The following is a 21,897-nucleotide window of genomic DNA, read 5'->3' on the forward strand; positions in this document are numbered from 1 at the left end:
TCCCTAAAAAATAATTATAATCAAATAAAAAAATCTTACAATCTAAACGGATTGCAAGATCTTTTTTTAGTCGTGAATTTAGCGAATCACTAATACGGCAATCGGGGCATATTTAGCCATGTAAGCGGCTTGGCTCCCGAAGTGCTTTGCAATGCCCTTTTTCGCAAGAGACCCGATGATTAAAAGGTCGGGCTGAACGTGGGGAATCACTTCTTTAACGATGGTTTCACCAGGTTCACCTTCAGCGATGACCGTGTGAACCTTAGTCAACCCGGCATCTTGAGCTTGCTTTTGGTATTTGTCCAGGTGTTGTTCGAGTTCATCGCGTTCACCATGGACGTAGTCTTTACTCAAAGCTTGATAGACGTTCATGTCATCGTTTTCCAAAATAGAAACGATGATCAATTCAGCATCGTCTTGCTTAGTTTGGTGAATGGCGTAGTTGAAGGCGAGTAGGGCGTCGGCTGAGTCGTCGACCCCAACCAGAATGCGTTTAAATTTTGTAGCCATTATTCAGCGCTCTCCTTTGCTTTGGCGGCCATTTTAGCCGCATAACGTTGGTTACCACGGTGCAAGTCATAGATGGTCCAAACTAAGAGGGCGAGAACCGCCGCAATTAGAAGCCAAGCGATGACGTTAGCTAAATCAGTTTGTGTCGCAGTCGGATTGCTACCGAAGAAGGCGGCAATCTGGTCGGGTAGACCAATCAAGTTTAAGACGGTTAAACCAATGACGGAGAACCAACCACAAATTTTTAACCACAGGCTGTTTTTAAAGCGATGGCCCATTTCAACCGCACTGTCGGTCATCATTAGTAATGGTAACATCGAGAACGGTAAGGCAAAGGCCAGGAACACTTGCGAATTATTCATTAAATCATTCAACGCCGTATGTTCATCAATGGCACTCTTGCCACTGGTTAAGGCCACACAAATCAAAACGGGAATCACGGAAATCAACCGGGTGACTAATCGCCGTAACCATAGTGGCATCCGCATGTGGACGAAACCTTCCATAATCACTTGCCCGGTCAAAGTTCCAGTAATGGTTGAGTTTTGACCAGAGGCTAATAGGGCGATGGCGAATAGGGCTGAAAGAACACCGGATTTTGCAACGTTGATTAAGATCCCGTTACTGAGCATTGAAGTGTCAGATAGTGCGTGATATAACCCGAAGAATGAAGGATCTCTAACGGCGCCACTCTTGAAGACGGCAACTCCCATGATAAGTAGGAGGGCGTTAACGAAGAAAGCCGCTGTCAGTTGGATGTTGGAATCCCAGCTGGCAAACTTAACGGTCCGCGCCACGTCGGCTTCATCACTGTGATCAATTTTCCGCGTTTGCGAAATCGCAGAGTGTAAGTAGAGGTTATGTGGCATGACCGTTGCCCCAATGATCCCAAGTGAACCGGACAGTGGTGTCATCCCATTGACGGAATGGGCCGTTGAGAAGGTGGCGGCCGTTGGCACGAGGCCTTTAATCACACCACCCCAATCAGGGTTAGATAAAGCAACTTGATAAACAAAGACAAATAGGATAACTAAGATTAAACAAACAACGATAGCTTCAATTTTCCGGAAACCAATTTTAGTTAATAGTAATAAGAGCAAAACATCAAAAACGGTAATGAAAACTGAAATTACCAAAGGAATTCCGAATAATAGATATAACGCAATGGCAGCTCCGATAACTTCCGCAATATCGGTTGCCATGATGGCAAATTCAGTTAAAATCCACAAAACAATTCCGAGGGACTTACTCGTCCGGGCACGAATGGCTTGGGCCAAATCCATCTGACTCACGATACCAAGTTTAGCTGCCATGTATTGAAGTAACATCGCAATCAAACTTGATATCAAGATGACAGACATTAACATGTACTGATAGTTTTGCCCACCAGTAATGGAAGTTGACCAGTTACCGGGGTCCATGTAACCAACGGCAACTAAGGCGCCAGGGCCTGAATAGGCAAACAATGTTTTCCAGAAATTAAGGTTCTTAGGGACTTCAATCGAACCGTTAATTTCTTCTAGGGATGGGCCGTTCGCATATTCAATCAGTTTATGCTTGCGGGTTGGGATAGTTTCTTTTTCACTCAAGTGCAATTCCACCTTTCTCTATTTCAAAACATTTGAACAATTGTTATTGTACAATAAAAAATACAAAACTGAAATACTTTTTTAGGTAGACCTACAAAATCTAAATTTAGCCATTAACAAAATAGCCATAGCTTGGGCCCGAATTTAGTGGTCACAAATCTAGGCCCGTTATTGGGGTGAAAAGGTGAGCTTTAAAGCGGTGAATCAACTATCTTTTTGTTGAATTTTCACAATTGGTATAGATGAAAAAATCAGACGCAAAATAGTAAACGATGGCGCTTGTTTGTAAGTTAATCAACGATATGATCAATAAGTGGGCTGTTAAATTAATTAAGCCCTTAATATAATGGTAAACATCTTTTTTTATTTATTTTTTTATACAATACTTTTTTATTTGTTTAAAATGTTCTTGATTGTATATACAATATCGCTTAAAATGGTTGGTGAAAACGATTACAACGTTAAAAATCAAAAGGAGTGATAAGTAATGGCAATTGCAATGATTGGAACTTGGCGAATGGCTTATGAAGGCCTAGAACAAGGCCTTGAAGCAATGAAAAAAGGGCGATCCAGTGGTGATGCCGTGGAAATGGCAATTACGACCGTTGAAGACTACCCATATTTTAAATCTGTGGGCTACGGTGGCTTGCCAAATGCGAATGGTCTAGTTGAAATGGACGCTGCTTTCATGGATGGAGATACTTTCGCAGTCGGTGCCGTAGCTGGTATTAGTGATGTGAAGAATCCGGTCAGTGTTGCCAGAAAGTTAAGTCATGACCACTTTAATAGTTTTTTAGTTGGAACCGGAGCATCGGAGTACGCCGCGTTAAATGGGTTTGAACGTAAAAGCATGTTAACCGAACGGGCGCAAAAGATTTGGGCGAAACGCAAACGTGAAATCGAAACCAAGGGATTGAGCCCGTATGACGGCCATGACACGGTTGGCATGGTCAGCCTGGATCAACAAGGCACAATGAGTGTTGGGACGTCAACTTCTGGTTTATTTATGAAGAAACCAGGACGGACTGGCGATTCCGCTTTAGTCGGCGACGGGTATTACTGTGACAGTGAGATCGGTGGCGCAGCGGCGACCGGACTTGGTGAAGACATTATGAAGGGCTGCTTATGTTACGAAATCGTGCGCTTAATGGGAACCGGATTATCCCCACAAGCCGCGTGTGACCAAGCCGTTTATCCGTTTGTTGAAAAGTTGAAGAAACGCTATGGCAAAGCGGGGGAATTCTCATTGATTGCGCTGAATAAGGCTGGTGAGTGGGGCGTTGCAACGAACGTTGAATTCACATTTGCCGTTGGTGATGAAGATCATCCGACCAAAGTGATGATGGCTAATCCAGGCGAAAACGGGACGACAACCATCGAACCGATTACGCAAGCTTGGATGGACGCTTATGCTAAGCGGATTAAGGCACCAATTGATTAGTTAAGGGACGTGGAATGGGTGAAAAAATATTTATACGAACAGGTGGCGGAGCAGTTAGCCGTCGCAATTCGAAAAGGAAACTATGCGGATCATCAGAAATTACCTGCTGAAAGTGACTTGGCCAAAAAGTACGGCACGAGTCGGTTAACGATGCGCAAAGCAATCGACGTCTTACAACGGCAACACGTGGTAGTCAAAGACCGCAATCGCGGGACTTACGTGTTAGCGCCCATGATGCCTGAAAAGATTTCAAGTGGGGCCGACGGTTTGTCTGGATTTACGGAAGTGGCCTTAAAGATGCATTTGCACCCGGAAACGCGGGTCTTACGGCTGACTAAATTAACGGTTGTTCCCGAACAAGTTCAAACGGCGCTACAAGTCGCTGGCGACGAACCGTTATGGCGGATCGAACGGTTACGGTTGATTGATCAGCAACCCATGACGGTGGAACAACTGTACGTACGAATTGCGACGTTGCCAGACCTGACAATCAGTGAGGCAAGCGGATCACTGTACGCGCAGTTGGAGGAAACGCTGACGATTGGATACGCTAGCCAAGAGCTGGAAGCCATTTTAATGGATGCACGGATTGCCAACCTGCTAACGGTACCCACGGGAGCTGCTGGATTTTTGTCCCACGCCGTGACCTTCTCAGTGGATGGTTATCCCATTTTGTATGACGATTCGTATTACCGTTCTGATAAATATACCTTCCATAATATCTTGTACCGACACCATTAGAAAGTAGGTTAAATCGTATGAAAGTCATTGTTTTGTTAGACCAGATTCAAGCTGGACTAGGAGGCAAGGAAAAAGCGGACACCGAGTTAGGCGGGAAAAAACTCGCCATGGGGGCCGCAGATACTTTAGCCAAGGATCTCAAAAAACAAAAGGGCGATGTAATGGCGACCTTTTACTGTGGCACGGGCTACTATGCGGATAACCGTGAACTTGTGCAGGGAAAAGTCATGCGGATGTGCCAACAGATGGCACCCGATGTTTTACTCGTAGGGCCCACTTATGATTACCCAGAATTTGCGCAGATGGCCTGTGAAGTCGGTTTGGCCGTTCAAAGTGGCTCCGACGTACCAGTAGTTGCCATGGTTGCGCGGGAAAAGAACGCGGACCTACTGGCTGAGTATCAGCGTCAATTGGATATCGTTAAGATGCCGAAAAAGGGTGGGACGGGCTTATCCGACGCCATTGAACACGGCCTGACCCTGTGTGCGAAAAAGGCAAATAAGGAAGATGTTACGGACTATATTAGTAAATATTGTTATTAATAGAATGAGGAGGCAAGCACTATGCAAAGAAAGTTTGAACAAGTGTTAATGCCGGTTGCGACCAAAATTGGTAATAACGTTGTACTCCGCTCGCTACGTGATGGTTTTCTAGTCATCATGCCACTGATCATTGTGACGTCAATGTTTCTATTGTTCGGAAACTTCCCGATTCCTGGTTGGGCAGACTTCTGGACGGGGATTTTAGGGCAGCATTGGACCGAATGGTTTAGTGCCGTTTCTAACTCAGTTTTTAACTTCACTGGATTATTATCTTGTTTTGGGATTGCTTACGCCTATGGTAAAAATCGCGGGCTGCACGCCGTTAACTCCGCAGCCGTTGCTATTATTTCATTCTTAATTTTGACCCCGACGACGCTTGAAGTTGGTAAAAAATCATATAGTGCTGTTGAAACGGTCTTTCTTGGCCCCAACGGCGTCTTCTTAGGGATCATTACGGCCATTCTTAGTGTTGAAATTTTCAAATTTGCGGTTAAACGTAACTGGACGATTAAAATGCCTGACGGGGTACCGCCTGCTGTTAGTGAATCTTTTGACGCCTTAATTCCTAGTGCGTTAGTTGTGCTAGCCTTTTTCCTTGTCCGGGTACTATTCAGCTTAACCGACTTTAATACCGCTTATAACTTTATTTACGCTGTTTTACAAGCACCGCTGACCCACGTAGGGAACTCCTTAGGTTCAGCAACCTTGTATAACTTCTTAGCCTCATTACTCTGGTGTTTCGGGATCAACGGTCCTACCATCACCAACAGTGTTTGGTCACCAATCTTCTTCGTCTTGTCACAAGATAACTTGAAAGCTTGGCAAGCCGGGGATAAAATCCCTCATATTTACAACCAGCAATTTATTGATATGTTCACCACGTACGGTGGGGGTGGGAGTACCTTATCCTTACTGATTATTATGCTAACGATTTGTCGTTCCAAACGGGTCCGGGAACTTGCTAAGTTAGCCATTGTTCCAGGAATCTTTGGCATCAACGAACCTGTGATCTTTGGGTTACCAGTTGTTTTGAACCCAATCATTGCGATTCCATTCATTATTGCGCCCGTTGTTAACACGATTATTTCTGGGATCGTCTTCTCGTTAGGATGGGTTCCACTGACGAATGGGGTCATGCTGACCTGGACCACACCGCCACTGATATCTGGATGGTTGTCGACCGGTAGCTGGCTCGGTTCGGCATTGCAGCTGTTTGAAATGGTGCTGGACCTCTTTATTTACTACCCATTCATTAAAACTTTAGATAATCAATATTTACGCGACGAAAAAGCCGCCGAATTAGATGATGTTGATATTGATTTCAGTAACATTTAAGGGGCATGAATATGCAAGCGCTTAGACCAGAATTTGAACAATTATTTAATAGCCACGCGGACGACTTTTTAGCGGATTTAAACGGCTTACTACGGATTCCGAGTGTCAACAGTCACGCGACTTTTGAAGCGCCGTTTGGTATCGGTCCGCAACGTGCCGTTGCGTACATGATAGATTTAGCTAAGAAAATGGGTTTCCGAACGGGCTTAGCTGGCAATTGTGTCGGCTGGGCTGAAGCGGGGCCCGCTGATGCGCCAGAATACTTTGGTGTGTTAGGCCACGTGGACGTGGTTGACGTTGAAAACGACTGGCACTACCCACCATATCAACTGACCCAGGTTGGGAATATGATGTATGGCCGGGGGATTTTGGACAACAAGGGCCCACTACTTTCAACGTTAATTGCACTGTATTTGATCAAATTGCGTGGGACGACCCTCAAAAAGCGGATCCGCATCATGTTCGGCAGTGACGAAGAGGGTGGCAGTCGGGATCTGCCTCACTATTTAGCAGAACAACCCGCACCAGTTGTTGGGATTACACCGGACTGCAAGTTTCCCATCGTTTATGGCGAACGGGGCTTACTGGACGTGACGCTGAAGTTGAAGCCTAACGATGGGTCGTTGGACCAAATCACATCAATCAGTGGGCCGTTTGACCGCAGCTATTTACCAGCCGCAGCCACTGTGATCTTGGCAGATGGGACGGTTCAACAGTTTAATGGTAAGAAAGCCCCAAGTAACGCCCCTGATTTAGCGGACAACGTTGTCCCGCAAGCCGCGTCATTCCTGGCAAAACTGAGTGGTCAAACGGGTCAGTTCTTCGACTGGCTGGCGACTAAGATTGGCCATCAATACGATGGGCATAATCTTGGAATTGATTTTGAAGACGCTGCCTCGGGCAAATTACAGCTATCACTGTACGCCGTTGCCAAAAGTGACGTGGCTCTTACAGCTAACTTTTCGATGCGTTACCCGATTTCAATCAGTGAAGATCAATTGCTGGATCAGTTGCGTTCCGTTTTGCCGAGTGACGCTGAATTGGTCATTAAACGCCGTTTTCCATCGACCGTTAAAGATCAAAACCAACCGTTCATTAAACGGTTTTCAGCGATTTATCAACAGGATACCGGCCTGGACGGCACGCCCGTAACCACGACGGGCGTCACGTACGCCCGTGGGATGCCTAACACCGTTGCGTTTGGCCCGTCCTTTCCAGGTCAAAAAGGGATTGCCCATAAGGGTGACGAGTGGATTCAATACAGCGATTGGCAAATGATGACCGAAATCTATTACGATTGTTTTTTAGCAGAATTAAGTTAGGGTCTAAAGGTAAAATTTAGTCCGGCTGTCGCTGATAACATGCGGTCGTGGGACCGGGTCAAGCCTGAAGAGCGTCTTGCCCCTCGCCCGGAACCCTTGTAAAAAACACAAGTGTCCCGGACCGTCCGTGGTGTAAAGGTGGAAAAATCACCACCTAAACGCCACCGTCACGACCGATGCTATCAGCGACGACCTCCCGATAGTTCAACCTTTAGTTATTAAACTCATAAAAGTAATGAAGAGACTGTGATAATAAAACAGTCTCTTTATTTTTGGGGAAGATGACGTGAAAAAATAGTCGCCTGACACTGAGAATATATTCTGCTAGGGCTAACCAATCCGTTAGCCTGAAACCAGGTTTAGCTATATGATAGTAGTAATGTTTATAATCGCCCACCAGGTTGTAGAGGGCGTGAAGGAATGCACGAACGTGTAAGAAAGGAACTGATTCACCGTGAATACTCGTGATTTAGCGCTTTTTCGGGCCGTTGTGAAGTATAAAAATTATACTTATGTCGCCGAAAAGTTCGCCGTTTCACAGCCAGCGGTTACCCAAGCCGTGAAACGATTAGAAAAAGAGTTCGATGCTCAGCTCGTGCAACAAGACCACGCGCATCAACAGATGCTGATTACTGAATATGGACAACTGTTGTACCGCAATTCGCAAGTGATGAGTGACAGCCTTGAATTGACCCACCGTGAAATTGAAGCCGCCAAACAACCGAAAATTCGCTTTGGCTTGCCCCCAATCCTCGGGGCGCTCTTCTTCCCCCAAGTAGCCAAGCACCTGTTAGCGTGGGGCTGGCTGAAGCAACTGAAAGTCGTAGAAGAGGGCTCCGCACAGGTCCTCAGTGACCTTGCAAAAGGAAAACTAGACATTGCGCTGATTGCCTCGGCGCACCCGCTACATCTACGGGAAGTTCAGACCACCGCGCTGGGCGACCGGCCGTTTGAAGTAATTGTTAGTGAGAATAGCCCGTTTGCAAAACGGGGAAAGATTAGTTTTCAAGAGCTTGATCAGCAAAAGTTTATTGGGATGGACGACAGTTTCATCCATCCCCAAGCCTTTCGTGATTATTGCCAAGCTGCCGGCGTCAAACCGGAAGTGATCTACCGAACTTCTGACATTACCTGGATGAAGAGCATTGTCCGCACTAATTTGGGGTTAGGGTTCCTCGTCAAGGACGCCATTTTGCCAGGCGAAGGGTTAGTCGGATTGAAAATCGATGATCCGTTGCGGGAAGCTTTTCATATCTCTGTGGCGTATCGAAAAAACGCAAAGTTGAGTTCAAACGAAGCAAGTCTTCTACAAATTTTATTAAAGATAAAAGTATAGATAGAAAATGTTTATCAATAGACTAATCAATATTTATCGCTTTCTGAAAGAAAGAATCCAGTTTACGCTGAATTCTTTCTTTTTGATTTAATATTAGAATATTTAAAATTCTTTTAGGAATCTTTTGGGGCAAATTTTACTTGTTAAAAGTGTAACAGCGCCTAATCGTAGTGACAGCGGTTTCGATAAGAAAATGTTTGCCTGAATAAAAGATTTGCTTATACCAACGGGTGGGCTCTATTATAACGTTGTAAGCGATTACAACAACAAACTAGCAAATTAACAACTTTACATCCCAATCGATGCGGAGCGAAAACTGGATGGGAGAGATTATATTATGGCTGACAAAATTAGTGGCTCAGATGCCGTACTGAACGTTATTCAATCTTGGGGAGTAGATCATATCTATGGTTATCCGGGTGGTTCATTTGATTCAACTATGAATGCACTTTATAACCAAAAGGATCATTTCAAGTTTATCCAAGTTCGTCACGAAGAAGCAGGTGCCATTGCGGCTGCTGCTGATTCAAAGCTAACTGGTCAAATTGGGGTTTGCTTCGGTTCTGCTGGCCCTGGCGCGGTTCATTTATTAAATGGATTGTACGATGCCAAGGTTGACCGGACACCAGTGCTCGCAATTGTGGCACAAGTTCCAACTAGCCGGATGAACATTGACTTCTTCCAAGCAATGAACGAAGAACCAATCTTCGACGACGTTGCTGTCTGGAACCGGACCGCAATGACGGCTGAAAGTTTACCAAAATTAGTCGACGAAGCCATCCAAGAAGCCTACGAAAAGAAGGGCGTTGCCGTTCTTACCATTCCTAAGGACTTCGGCTGGGCAGAAATTGATGACACTTATGTTTCAGCTGCTAACACGCACGTTGAACCAGTTTATCCAGAACCAGCTAAGGAAAGTGTCGACCAAGCCGTTAAAATGATCAAGGACGCTAAGTCCCCAATGATCTACTTCGGGATTGGTGCTAAGGACGCTGCCGATGAATTGAAGGAAGCTTCTGAAAAATTCAAGATGCCATTAGTTTCATCAGTATTGGCTAAAGGTATTCTTGACGAAGATTACCCAGCATACTTAGGCTCAACCGGTCGGGTTGCACCTAAGCCTGGGGCTGAAATTGGTTTCGCCACTGACTTGATCGTTTGGGTTGGTAACGATGTACCATTCAGTATCTTCCTCTTCAATCGCAAAGCTAAAATTATTCAAATTGATATTGAAAGTGCTAAGTTAGGCAAACGTCATCACGTTGATTTACCTATGTTAGCTGATTCTAAGAAAGCGTTACGGGCAATGATCGATGCTGGTGAAGCTAAATCAGACGTTGCCTTCTACGACGCTTCTATCGCCGACAAGAAGAACTGGGTTGAATGGCAAGATAGCTTCAAAGACAGTGATCAAATGCCAGTTCGTCCAGAACCAATCTTCGATGTTTTAAACAAGACTGCTAGTGACCGTGCCGTCTTCGGTGTGGATGTTGGTAACGTCAACATTAACTTCGAACGCTTAGTTGATATTCATGGTGATCAAAAGTGGGTTACCTCTGGGAAGTACGCAACGATGGGCTTCGGCTTACCAGCTGCAATTGCTGCCAAGGTTGTTTACCCAGACCGCGATGTTTACAGCTTGAGTGGTGATGGTGGTTTCGCAATGTTAATGGAAGAAATCCTGACCCAAGTTAAATACGGGTTACACATTGTCAACGTGGTATTCTCCAATGAAACATTAGGCTTTATTGAAGCAGAACAAACTGACGATAGCAAACAACCATTGTCAGGTGTTGATTTACCAGCTACTGATTGGGCAACCGCTGCCAAAGGGATGGGCGCAGAAGCCTTTACCGCTCGGACTAAGGCTGAATTCCAAGAAGCTATGGATGCTGCTAAGAACACTGACAAGCCTGTTTTGATTGACGTTAAGTTAACTCACGAGATGCCATTCACGACTGAGCACATGTTCCTTGACTCATCATGGCAAGATCAAACTAAGATTGATGAATTCGTTAAAAAGTATCAAGCACAAGATTTGAAACCATTTGGCTACTTCTTGAAGCAAGCTAGCAAATAAGCTTAAGCTTAATTAGAGTACCGAACAAAGACGTCCGCGGCGTATGCTCGGACGTCTTTGTTCGTCAGAGATTGGGAGGAAATTATCGTGAAAGTAGTTCGGTTAAACCCACATAAATTAGCAATGATGTCCAAACCGGCGCGACAGGTGATCGCCCTCGGATTTTTTGACGGGGTCCATCAGGGCCACCAGCACGTGATTGCGCGGGCACGTCAATTAGCGCACGAGCGGCACTTACCACTTGCCGTTATGACGTTTAACCGGCACGTTTCACGGGTTTTCAATACCAGTCGGCAAACGGATTTTCGGTACTTGAACACCATTAGTCAGAAATTGGCTTTATTATCACAAAATCAAGTCGATACGACCTATGTAGTTGATTTTGACCGCGACTTTGCGGGCATCGCACCGGAAAAATTTGTGCGTGATTATTTGATGGCGCTTAATGCGGACGTTGTCGTCGGTGGCTTTGACTATACGTTTGGTCGTGGCGGTCAGGCAACGGTTGCGGACATGCCACGCTACAATCACGATGCGTTTGACGTGGTTGTCGTATCGGAGCTGGCTCAAGATCAACAAAAGATTGGGTCGACTCAGATTCGGCGGCTAATCAAGTTTGGTCATATCGAACAAGCCAATGAATTACTGGGTCACCGATACGCGTTGGCGGGGCAGCTAGTTCAATCACGTCAGGACGGCCCACTTCAGTTCCGACTTGCTAGTCGGCTACAACAACTCCCACCGCAGGGTACGTACGATTGCCAGCTGACGGTCGGTGAGACCGAACTTACCGGAAAGCTGAGTGTTAACCGGCGGGGATTGTCCGTCACGATTGCTGATTCGGCAGCCAGTCGAATGGTGATTAGTGCCGGCAGTCAAACGGTTGAATTGGGGCTCTTAAAGCGACGCGTCGCCCGGTCGCAACAAGTGGCGTCTGCTCAAGTAATCGCAATTTAGTTTTTGAATCATGCCATCTTTTTCACAGAGATTGAGTGTCATAGGGAACGTTGTGCTAAACTTATTAATGAGAGTTGGAATGTTGGTCAATGCCAATTTGAATTAGGTATAATAAAAGGCCAATACCCTATAGCAGGATTGAAAGGTGTGCGGACGATGACTAAACCAAAAACAACTAACGAATTGACCCCTGATACGGAAATGACGGCGGAGGAAATGCTGGAATCCATTGCTGATTTGGATACTGAGCTGGCCTCGCCGAAGAAACAGACCAGAAATCAGGCGGTTCGTTACGTCCTCTGGGGACTCATCAGTGTTGCGGTTAACTTTGCGACTTTTTATTTGATGGACCAAGTGTTTAAGGTTGAATATCAAGTTGCTAACGCAACGGCGTGGATCATTAGTGTTCAGGTGGCTTTCTGGGTGGACCGCTTGCTTGTTTTTAAGCACCACTCTGCCCATCCATTTCGTGAAATGGGTAAGTTTTACGGGACGCGGATTGCGACCTACTTGATTGAAGCCCTAGTATTGTGGATTACAATTTCACTAGTTGGCACTTCGGCACCAGTTGCCAAACTTATTGGGCAACTTTGTGCGATTATTGGAAACTTTTTCTTATCAAAACTATTTGTCTTTCGTAAGTAAAATCCTTCAACGGCAATTACGGTCAGTTATTTGACCGTGATTGCCGTTTTTTTGCGGACTTTTAAACTAGAAGACCTTTTTAAATGTGCCGCTCCGTCGGGCAGAACCGGTGTGCCGTGGGGGACGGTCGCAGCCATAGTGCGGTCTGCGACCTCGATTCTGCCCGACTTCGCTAAACTTAACTTTGACGATAGTTGTTGATTTACGGAAATCAGTTAGATTCATGGAATAGTCTAAGGTTCACTGATAACATTGGTCGTGACTAATTCCGATACTTAGAACTAGCCTAATCAAGTTCATGAGTAACTAGTTTTTATCAGTCTGTGCAATGATGTAACAGTACATGGTAGCAAGATTAGCTTCTATCTAGAGGCTCGCCTATAAAATTCAATTTCCAATCTGTAGCTGTATAAAGTTTTATTAGGATTATTCGCTTGGGGAACCTTTCAGTGTTCAGGGGTTGTAAAATGGGGGATAATCTAAACCGATATTATGGAACTTATGTGATAATCGCTGAATCACGCTTAAAGGGGTCACTAACTTGAAAGTCATTAAAAATCTATTTTGGACGCTGGTCATCATCTTGGCCGTTGGTTGGGGCTATAACAACCGGGCGACCCTCGTTCCCCAGGCAGCGACAATTGTCGGGCAGGTACGCAACAACTTAGTGGCGGCCTTGTCTGGAAATTTGTCTAGTCATTTAATGGCCGATGGAACGGCGGCGGAAACGTCATCTTCGGAAACGACTAGCGCTAAACAGAAGACCAAGGTAAAAGCGCAGTCTAACACGAAGAAGCAGTCGGCGAATGCGACGCCGATTGAATCAATCGTTCAAAAAACCACGTTGTCTAAAACTTATTATTACCATTTTAACCAGAAACTATCCGCCACTGGCCGGGAAGTATTCGAAGAAGCCGTTGCCACCTATAACCAAACGGGACTCGTGCACTTGGTTGAAGGGACTGCCCAGAACCATCAAAATTCGATTACGTTCTCGGTCTATTTCAAAAAGATGCCGACCGGTGATACGACGATTGAATTAGGCCACGGCGGTCCCCAGATTACCAAGCAAGTCAGCATTCGTGGCATTAAGTATTGGAATAACGCCTCTGCCAGCTTGAACGGGGACTACAGTGCCGCCTTCAGTAAGGCGGTTGCCGTGCACGAATTGGGCCACGCTCTGGGGCTAGACCACAGTACATCCACCCAGTCCGTCATGTACCCGGTCAGCCAGGGAAAGAGCGTCTTATCTGATGGAGACATTGCTGCGTTACGGGAAATTTATCAACCTAGCTAGCTGGTGACTTAACAATCTGAAAAAATCCAGACCAATTTCAGTCACTTTTTCAAATTTGCCTTATACTAGAGGTGTACCAAAAAGTTAGAAAGGAAGTTGTTTTAGTATGGCTGAGAATGTGGAAATGAACAGTTTATTGGACGAAAAGATGTCTGATGTCTTTGATTGGAGTGACTCCAAGTTACCAGTTCGCGATGCGATTTGGAATCACTTTATGGACGATGACAGCCATGATACTGACAAGACCGCTGATGAAGTCGCGCCTTATATGAGTATGGATGATGCTAAGCTTAAGAGCGAAGTTGAAAAACTCTTAAAGGCTTAACTAACACAACTTGCATCGCAAAAAGGATCCGAGACGATTGTCTCGGATCCTTTTTTGTCATCTGATTTTTAAAGCAAAGCGCAATACCTTACTATATAGAAGGAATGAGTTGTATTAAATTACGGCTTAGTCTTCTGCTGCTTCTAAATGAGCCTGAACCTTTGCGGCGTAGCGCTTGTTACCCCGGTAAAGGTCGTAAGTGGTCCATGCTAATAGTGAGAGCACCCCGGCAATTAGGATGTAGGCAATGATGTTTGCAAGTTGAACTTGTCCGGCCGTGGGATTATCACCAAAGAAGGCCTGGATTTGATCGGGTAACCCAATCATGTTCAAATACGTCAACCCAATGACGGACACCCAACCGAGAATGCTGACCCAAAGGCTGTTCTTGAACCGTTTTCCCATTTCCACTTCGCTGTTCGTCATCATTAGCAATGGCAACATTGAGAATGGGAGGGCAAAGGCCAAGAAGACTTGGGAGTTATTCATCAGATTATTCAGGGCGGTATGTTCTTGAACCGCCGTTTTTCCACTGGTGAATAGGACACAGATGAGTACGGGAACGACGGAAATTAAGCGCGTAATCAAACGGCGAACCCATAGTGGTGTGCGCATGTGAATGAAGCCTTCCATGATCACTTGTCCCGTTAAGGTTCCAGTAATGGTTGAGTTTTGACCCGAAGCAAGTAATGCAACGGCAAACAGGACGGATAAGATTCCTGACTTAGCGACTTCGATTAAAAGCGGGTTGCTCAAGGTTGAAGCGTCGGATAAAGCTTGGAACAAACCGAAAAATGACGGATCTTTAACGGCACCAGTCTTGAAAACAGCCACACCCATAATGAGCAGTAGCGCGTTAACAAAGAAGGCAAACGTTAATTGGATGTTAGAATCCCAAGCGGTGAATTTCACCGTGCGGGCAACGTCTTCATCATCATCGTGGTCAATTTTACGTGTTTGCGAAATTGCGGAATGTAAGTACAAGTTATGCGGCATGACCGTCGCACCAATAATTCCAAGTGAACCAGATAGGGCGGTCATTCCCCCCACGGGATGATCCGTCGAAAAAGTTGCGGCACTTGGAACTAATCCACGAACGACACCGCCCCAGTCAGGATTCGAGAGGGCAACTTGGTAGACAAAGACAAAGAGAATCACTAGAATCAAGCAAACCACGATGGCTTCGATTTTCCGAAAACCAATCTTCGTTAGTAAAAGCAGTACTAAGACGTCAAAGACGGTAATGAATACCGCGATGACTAACGGAATGTGGAATAGCAAGTACAGCGCAATTGCCGCCCCGATAACTTCGGCGATATCAGTTGCCATGATGGCTAACTCGGTTAAAATCCATAAAACAACGCCCAGCCCCTTACTTGTGCGGGCACGAATGGCTTGGGCCAAATCCATCTGACTCACGATGCCAAGTTTAGCCGCCATGTATTGAAGCAACATTGCGATCAAACTTGACATTAAGATAACAGACATCAACATGTACTGGAAGTTTTGCCCACCAGTGATTGAAGTTGACCAGTTCCCCGGATCCATATACCCCACGGCAACTAACGCACCCGGACCGGAATAAGCAAACAATGTTTTCATGAAACCCTGTCCCTTAGGAACTTCGACGGTACCATTAATTTCTTCCAACGACGGACCATTCGCGTATTCGATTAGCTTATGCTTGTGTTTCGTCGTTTCCCCATTTTTGTTAGAATTCAATTCAAATTCCACCTTTCTTTAACTCTTAAGCCTATAATAATGTAGCATAGAATTATGACAAATGAAATATTTTTTTAGATGTACCTAAAAAATAGACCGTTAAGAATTTAAAGCGATAATTCCTTTGATAATAGGGAATTAGCTGCAGATTTAGTCATACAAAGAAGCGGACCACTTTTAATCGTTTGGGGATACGGTCGGATATTCTATTACTGATTCTAATAAACAATAATTTTTATTTAGCCGCTCGAGTAGGCTGTGAAAAACCGACTCGAGTATTTAGATAAAAATATGTGATTATAAGCAAATGTAATAAAGGTACCCAACGTAATGCAGTGATGAACAAAAGCTTATTTTTAACAAATGAATGGAAATATAAGATTTGTCATAAAAAACGAGCTTTGATGCATTAGATTTGTATGATTGAGACTATATTCAAAAAATTATCAGTACTGCTTGAAACTAAAAACAATGGTGAAAAATTATACGATTCACATCAGTTTATTCATCAACTGATAAACTGTTTACCGTAGATTAACAATAGCTAAGAATGCCGATATATCAAAGAAAGCGGTTGTCATTTTTATTAGCAATGAATTAAATAGGCGAATGCATAATATGGAGTTATGTTTAAAATATGATTTTTTTTGGATTCACAGAAAAATATTTTTATTGCTAAAATGATTGACGTGGTGCACCTTTATCCAGGGATGATTAGTATCCCTTGGTAATAAACGGTTGCCATTAAAGATTAATGTGTTAAATTATAAATACAGATTAAGACGAACAAGGGGATGTCCTTCAATTATGAAAAAAATGGTAAGTAGTTTATTAATGACGAGTGCTTTATTATTAGGAGCCGTTGCACCAGTTGTTGCTAATGCAGCAACCACCGATGCAGGTTCTACCACGACTGGGGTTACATTTACGGCCAACACTGATACAACTAAACCCGTTGACCCAACTGATCCAAATAAAACTTTGGATCCAGATCCAACTGACAATGGTAATAATGGTGGTAAGCCAGGCGCTGGGCTAGCTTTAGCCTATGCTCCAACCACAATTGACTTTGGGACTCATGAAATTGATCTGATCAATGCGCACAAGTACAACGCTAACGGTGCGGTTGATGGCGCAACTGATGCTAAGGGTAAGGTTGGTAAGGACAGTGCAACTACTAACGGGACCTTCAAATTAGGTAATGATGGTGCCAATACTGGTAAAAACGTCATTCTTGAAGTTGCCGATGGTCGTGGGACTAACGCCGGCTGGTCTTTAAGTGTGACTAGTACGGGTAATATCGCTGGCTTGAAGGGTGCAACGATTACTTTACCAACTGGTGAAGTTACCGCTTCTGGTAGTAGTGCTGGCAACGGGACTGTTTCTAATGCAGCGACGATCGATGCTGGTAGTGGTAGCGCAACTGGGACAACTTCTAACGTTGTTTTAACCGCAGCTTCAGGCAATGGTGCTGGGGTAACGGTCGATTCCTTAGACCCTGCTAACTTGACGTTAAACGTGGTTGCTAACACGGCTTCTGCTAAAACTTACGATGGTACTTTAAACTGGAGCTTAAGCGATACACCAGCTAACTAATCATAAACAAGATAATTAAAGAGAAGATGGCCATTGCCTTGGTAATGGGCATCTTCTTTACATATAATTGAAAGGAGTCGTTACTCATATGCAGAAATGGCTGAAGAAGTGGGTAGTGACGGGGCTACTAGTTGGTTTGGGCTTGAGTGTTAGCTTGCCAGCGAAAGCTGCTAAGCACTCACAGGAGACACAAGGTAACGTTGGGTTCAGCGTTGCGGCTAAGATACCTAAGAACCAAATCAACAAGAAGAATTCTTTTTTCGATTTGAAAATGAAAAAAGGACAAACGGAAACGTTACGGACGGTCATTTACAATAGCACCAATAAAGATATGAAAGTCCAAACGCGAATCAATACGGCGTATACGAATACGAACGGTAGTATTGAATACGTTTCTCCGAAAACTAATTACGATTCATCATTGAAGTATAAGATGAGTGATCTGACTAAAATCAATGGCACTAAAACCGTGACGGTTCCCGCTAATGGGTCTAAAACGGTGAGCGCCCAAGTGACGATGCCTAGTCAGCAAGTCAACGGGGTCATTTTGGGTGGTTGGTACTTTAAACGCGTCGATGATAAGGTGACTGGTTCTGTCAAAGGTGCTATGAACATGAAGAGTCAGTATTCTTACGTTATCGGGATGAAGTATACTTCGGGGCAAACGCCCAAACCGAACATGCGCTTGGGCAACGTTAAAGCTGGCATGATCAACTATCACCGTGGAATTATTGCAGAACTACGGAACCCAACGGCGGTGATGATTCCGAACTTAACGACTAAGACAACGATTACAAGTAAAAGTAACAATCAGGTTGTCAAGAAAGCGACGCGTAAAGCCGTTCAGATGGCGCCTAATACCCGGTATGATTACCCAATCTTGTTGGGCGATACGAAACTACAAGCGGGCAAGTATCATTTACACATGACGGTTAAAAATAGTGAACACGAATGGACTTTTGATAAGGACTTTACCATTACGGCTGCGGCAGCGCAAAAGTATAATAAAGCGTCCGTGGATAACAACGGGATTAGTATCTGGTGGCTCATTGGGTTGGGTGCACTTGGTATGTTAGTGATTGTTTTACTAGTCCTTTGGTTGATCTTCTTTATCAAGAAACGGCGACAAAAGAAGAACGCATAAACTCAATTAAGGGGTGATCAAGTTGAAAACAATCAAATTAGGACTTGTGGGAGCCTTAATGCTAGTGATTGTTTGGGTGATGCCGGTAGCGGCGTTAGCGCAATCTGAGACGCAGACAGGGGTCAGCTTCACACCAAGTACAAGCACGGTGGTTGATCCGGCAACGATTCAAGCTAATCACCATATTCCAACTGGTCAGATAATGCGACAAACAGCCACACCGAAAGCTGGCGACGCTGGCTACATGACCGGAACGTTGCAAAAGACGCTTCAATCAGGACGTTTACCGCAAACGGCGGAAGCTTATGCGTGGTACCTGCGGATAATTGGTGGCTTATTACTACTCAGTGTTGTTTTAGGCTATTTAGTCTGGCATGATATGCGGATGACGAAGCGGGGGACGACACGATGAAAATGAAGAAAATTTGGCGGGGGCTGGCCGTCCTTCTGATAGCAGCTGGCACGGTGTTGTCGTCTGGTCAAGCGGTTCATGCGGCAACGCTGACGGACGTGACGGATGGATTAGATTCGACGGGGAATGGCCGAATTCCTAATGAAGGTGGCTACGATGATGGTGTACAGTCTTTTTTAAGTAGTACTCCGACGGTTACTATTAAAGCAAACGGGTTAAAGCCGTTTGGATCTGAAAATCGAATCTCAACTAGCACGACACAAATTAATGTTGCAATCAGTGGAACGATGACGACAAAACCGGGTTCTCCAACTGTTAAACCTGGAAACATTATGTCATATTACTTTGATATATTGGATAGGAATGGAAAGTCATTTACTACGCCATCCCAAGTCATTAGTGTAGGCTTTAAAAATACCAGTGTTACGATTAACCAAAATATTACTTTTGATGTTGACCTGAAAGATTTGAAAACACGTGGTCCTATCTATATTGCTTACTGTTTTACAACCGATTTATCTAAACATGTTAATAAATATTACAGTGTTCGAGTGGGAAAGAAATTGAGCCCCACCATAACGACTTCACCCGTCACAACTGGAACAACGGTTCTTAGCGGAACGGGAACTTCTGGTGATCTCATTAGTAACAGTGTTACTGGTGACACGACGACTGTTGGTGATGATGGCAAGTGGATGCTAAATTTAACTGGAGATGCACTTAAGGGGGCGTCAGGTGTAACAGTTGCTGAATCTAATGAATTTGGGGACTACGGGACGATGTATTCGTTTGTTACAGTTGCACCAGTTACGATTGCTGCGGACAAGACGACCCTTAATTTGTCGAGCGATGATGTGACCAAGCTAGAAGCCATGTCTGACAGTGACTTTGCCGACTGGGTGAAGTCTGAGGCGAATATTACCGGGAAGAGTTCGTCTGGCAGTAGTGCTGACGTCAAAACGGACACGACCGATTTAGCAGCGGCGTTGAAAAAAGTCGCCGCTAACGACAGTATGCCGATTGATTTCTATGCGACTGATGGAACGAACAAATCGGCAACGAAGACTATTACCTTGGTTAAACCGGGAACGGTTAAGTTCGGCACGATTTCTAGCGACATTGATTTTGGGAGCCACGGTGTTCCGACAGCCACTGCGTTATACGGCCCATCTTCTGCATGGAACGTTAACATTAATGACACGCGAACGACCGGTTCCAAGTGGTACCTGTACGCTTCCGCAACCGATTTAACTAGTGGCAGTCATAAGATGCCTGGTTACCTGACTTATCGGGATGCAAATGGTCAGACGAGTGATTTGACGAAGAGTACCCTGATCGATTCGGGTGATCGTGGCACGTCGGACACAACCGATGTCACTTCAAATTGGACGACTGACCCTAAAGATACTAGCAAAGCCGGAATCTTTTTGGATGTTGAACCCGGGGTTTTCGCCGATTCAAGCATTAAATATTCTGGGGCAGTCAATTGGACATTGAGCGACGTACCAACGCCTTAAGGCATCATTTAAATTGAAAAATAATAAAGCTCTGTGAAAATATTAGTTGACATGAGAATTTTTTAATGATTAACTATTAATTGTAAATTGAAATGAGAGGAAGACCGCCGATGTCTTTAATTAGTAAACTTCATTTAAATAACCAATTTGCCTTTAGCTTTTTCTTTAGATAGCGTTTGTATTCATACGATGGATACAAGCGCACGCACAACGCGTTTGTGTCTATCGGGAGCTAAAGTTATTTCACATGACTTAAACACCAGATAGGTACGGGTACAATCTATCTGGAAAAATATCGGGCCCGATAAAACACCAGTTAGATTCTATCCTGAATCTAACTGGTGTTTTTTGTTTTCTGAAAGCTTCAATCAAGACGTTGAACGAAGTTATCGATAACCAACTTTGAGGAGAGAGATTGATGATGAAAAAAACAATTTTAGGAAGTTTAATGATTGGGATGGCTTTGATTTTGACCGCTTGTAGCGGGAATGGTAATGATGACAAGACCGTTTCAGTGGGAATCTTGCAGGTCGTTCAACACGGTTCGCTGGATCAGGCCCGTAAAGGATTTAAAGCCGGGTTGAATCAAGAACTGAAGGCGCATGATAGTCAAATCAAGGTCAAATACCATTACTTGAACGCTCAGGGGGATCAGGCTAATTTGAACACGATGAGCCAGCAATTGGTTCAACAAAAAAATGACTTGTTAGTTGGGATTGCAACGCCGGCTGCCCAAGCCTTGGCGAAGAAAACCACCACAACACCGACAGTAGTCACGGCGGTAACGGATTTGAAGGCCGCGGGGTTAGTTAAAAGTAATCAGCAACCGCAAACCAACGTCAGTGGGACCAGCGACTTAATGCCGGTGGGCAAGCAGTTAAAATTACTCAAGAGCATGACTAAGGGCAATAAGCCGATTGGAATTATGTATAATTCGTCGGAAGAAAATTCCGTCTTGCAAGTGAAAATTGCCAAGCAATACGCGCAACAGCATCAAATTAAACTTAAAGTGGTTAGCGCGACTAGCACCAACGATATCGCCAGTGTGTTGGCTGGTTTGGCCGGCAAAATCTCTGGATTGTACTTACCAACGGATAATTTAATGGCCAGTGCGATGAAGACAATCGGTCAAAAGACGAAGGCGGTAAAGTTACCCGTTGTGACCGGATCAATTGAAATGGCACAAGACGGTGGAACGGCCACTTACGGTTTGAACTTTTACGAGTTGGGTGAACAGACCGGGAAGATGGCTTACGACGTGTTAATTAAGAAAAAGAAGCCGGCAACCATGGCAGTCCAGACGGCGGATAAGTTACATCTATACGTTAATAAGGCCAACGCAAAAGCGATTGGGCTAACTGCCGACCATATCAAACAACCTTAGAA

General features: G+C 44.7%; 19 protein-coding genes. 16 read left to right on the forward strand and 3 right to left on the reverse strand.

Annotated features, from left to right (window positions below; translation table 11 throughout):
* Positions 1-78: 78 nt before the first annotated feature.
* Positions 79-510, reverse strand: coding sequence for a universal stress protein (locus AAA939_RS00925; RefSeq protein WP_338207515.1), 432 nt, complete (start codon positions 508-510; stop codon positions 79-81).
* Positions 510-2,099, reverse strand: a complete 1,590-nt coding sequence (locus tag AAA939_RS00930) for an Nramp family divalent metal transporter (RefSeq protein ID WP_338207514.1) — start codon at positions 2,097-2,099, stop codon at positions 510-512. Before AAA939_RS00930 ends, AAA939_RS00925 begins: the two co-directional genes overlap by 1 nt.
* 487 nt (positions 2,100-2,586) lie before the next feature.
* Here AAA939_RS00930 and AAA939_RS00935 point away from each other — a divergent pair, with 487 nt between their 5' ends.
* The 11 genes from AAA939_RS00935 to AAA939_RS00985 all read left to right on the forward strand — a co-directional run bounded on the left by AAA939_RS00935 (position 2,587) and on the right by AAA939_RS00985 (position 14,120).
* Positions 2,587-3,540, forward strand: coding sequence for a glycosylasparaginase (locus AAA939_RS00935; protein ID WP_338207513.1), 954 nt, complete (start codon positions 2,587-2,589; stop codon positions 3,538-3,540).
* 18 nt (positions 3,541-3,558) lie between these two features.
* Positions 3,559-4,281: a GntR family transcriptional regulator, LSA1692 subfamily gene (locus tag AAA939_RS00940; RefSeq protein ID WP_338207512.1), complete on the forward strand. Its 723-nt coding sequence runs from the start codon at positions 3,559-3,561 to the stop codon at positions 4,279-4,281.
* Positions 4,282-4,298: 17 nt separating this feature from the next.
* Positions 4,299-4,823, forward strand: coding sequence for a GrdB-related putative oxidoreductase (locus AAA939_RS00945; protein ID WP_338207511.1), 525 nt, complete (start codon positions 4,299-4,301; stop codon positions 4,821-4,823).
* Positions 4,824-4,844: 21 nt separating this feature from the next.
* On the forward strand, positions 4,845-6,158 hold the full coding sequence (locus AAA939_RS00950; RefSeq protein ID WP_338207510.1) for a PTS sugar transporter subunit IIC: 1,314 nt from the start codon (positions 4,845-4,847) through the stop codon (positions 6,156-6,158).
* 11 nt (positions 6,159-6,169) lie between these two features.
* Positions 6,170-7,480, forward strand: a complete 1,311-nt coding sequence (locus AAA939_RS00955; protein ID WP_338207509.1) for a Sapep family Mn(2+)-dependent dipeptidase — start codon at positions 6,170-6,172, stop codon at positions 7,478-7,480.
* Between the two features lie 454 nt (positions 7,481-7,934).
* Positions 7,935-8,816: a LysR family transcriptional regulator gene (locus AAA939_RS00960; protein WP_338207508.1), complete on the forward strand. Its 882-nt coding sequence runs from the start codon at positions 7,935-7,937 to the stop codon at positions 8,814-8,816.
* A 337-nt stretch (positions 8,817-9,153) separates the two neighbouring features.
* Positions 9,154-10,896, forward strand: a complete 1,743-nt coding sequence (spxB, locus tag AAA939_RS00965) for a pyruvate oxidase (RefSeq protein ID WP_338207507.1) — start codon at positions 9,154-9,156, stop codon at positions 10,894-10,896.
* Positions 10,897-10,983: 87 nt separating this feature from the next.
* On the forward strand, positions 10,984-11,853 hold the full coding sequence (locus tag AAA939_RS00970) for an adenylyltransferase/cytidyltransferase family protein (RefSeq protein WP_338207506.1): 870 nt from the start codon (positions 10,984-10,986) through the stop codon (positions 11,851-11,853).
* A 156-nt stretch (positions 11,854-12,009) separates the two neighbouring features.
* Positions 12,010-12,498, forward strand: coding sequence for a GtrA family protein (locus tag AAA939_RS00975; protein ID WP_338230407.1), 489 nt, complete (start codon positions 12,010-12,012; stop codon positions 12,496-12,498).
* 541 nt (positions 12,499-13,039) lie between these two features.
* Positions 13,040-13,795 carry a matrixin family metalloprotease gene (locus AAA939_RS00980; protein ID WP_338211237.1) on the forward strand — a complete coding sequence of 252 codons (756 nt, stop codon included), beginning with the start codon at positions 13,040-13,042 and terminating at the stop codon, positions 13,793-13,795.
* Between the two features lie 106 nt (positions 13,796-13,901).
* On the forward strand, positions 13,902-14,120 hold the full coding sequence (locus tag AAA939_RS00985; protein WP_057707549.1) for a P8 family protein: 219 nt from the start codon (positions 13,902-13,904) through the stop codon (positions 14,118-14,120).
* A gap of 126 nt (positions 14,121-14,246) precedes the next feature.
* On the opposite strand, the gene AAA939_RS00990 is transcribed toward AAA939_RS00985, so the two are convergent.
* Positions 14,247-15,842, reverse strand: a complete 1,596-nt coding sequence (locus tag AAA939_RS00990) for an Nramp family divalent metal transporter (protein WP_338211239.1) — start codon at positions 15,840-15,842, stop codon at positions 14,247-14,249.
* A gap of 807 nt (positions 15,843-16,649) precedes the next feature.
* On the opposite strand from AAA939_RS00990, the gene AAA939_RS00995 reads away from it, so the two are divergent.
* The 5 genes from AAA939_RS00995 to AAA939_RS01015 all read left to right on the forward strand — a co-directional run bounded on the left by AAA939_RS00995 (position 16,650) and on the right by AAA939_RS01015 (position 21,895).
* Positions 16,650-17,438: a WxL domain-containing protein gene (locus AAA939_RS00995; protein WP_338211241.1), complete on the forward strand. Its 789-nt coding sequence runs from the start codon at positions 16,650-16,652 to the stop codon at positions 17,436-17,438.
* Between the two features lie 88 nt (positions 17,439-17,526).
* Positions 17,527-18,582: a WxLIP family cell surface protein gene (locus tag AAA939_RS01000; RefSeq protein ID WP_338211243.1), complete on the forward strand. Its 1,056-nt coding sequence runs from the start codon at positions 17,527-17,529 to the stop codon at positions 18,580-18,582.
* A 22-nt stretch (positions 18,583-18,604) separates the two neighbouring features.
* Positions 18,605-18,994, forward strand: a complete 390-nt coding sequence (locus tag AAA939_RS01005) for an SH3 domain-containing protein (protein ID WP_338211245.1) — start codon at positions 18,605-18,607, stop codon at positions 18,992-18,994.
* Complete coding sequence (locus AAA939_RS01010) at positions 18,991-20,511, forward strand: hypothetical protein (protein ID WP_338211247.1); 1,521 nt, start codon at positions 18,991-18,993, stop codon at positions 20,509-20,511. Before AAA939_RS01005 ends, AAA939_RS01010 begins: the two co-directional genes overlap by 4 nt.
* 421 nt (positions 20,512-20,932) lie before the next feature.
* On the forward strand, positions 20,933-21,895 hold the full coding sequence (locus AAA939_RS01015) for an ABC transporter substrate binding protein (protein WP_338211279.1): 963 nt from the start codon (positions 20,933-20,935) through the stop codon (positions 21,893-21,895).
* Positions 21,896-21,897 lie beyond the last annotated feature (2 nt).

Origin of the sequence: Lactiplantibacillus paraxiangfangensis (assembly GCF_036246185.1) — a bacterium.
Lineage (GTDB): Bacteria > Bacillota > Bacilli > Lactobacillales > Lactobacillaceae > Lactiplantibacillus > Lactiplantibacillus paraxiangfangensis.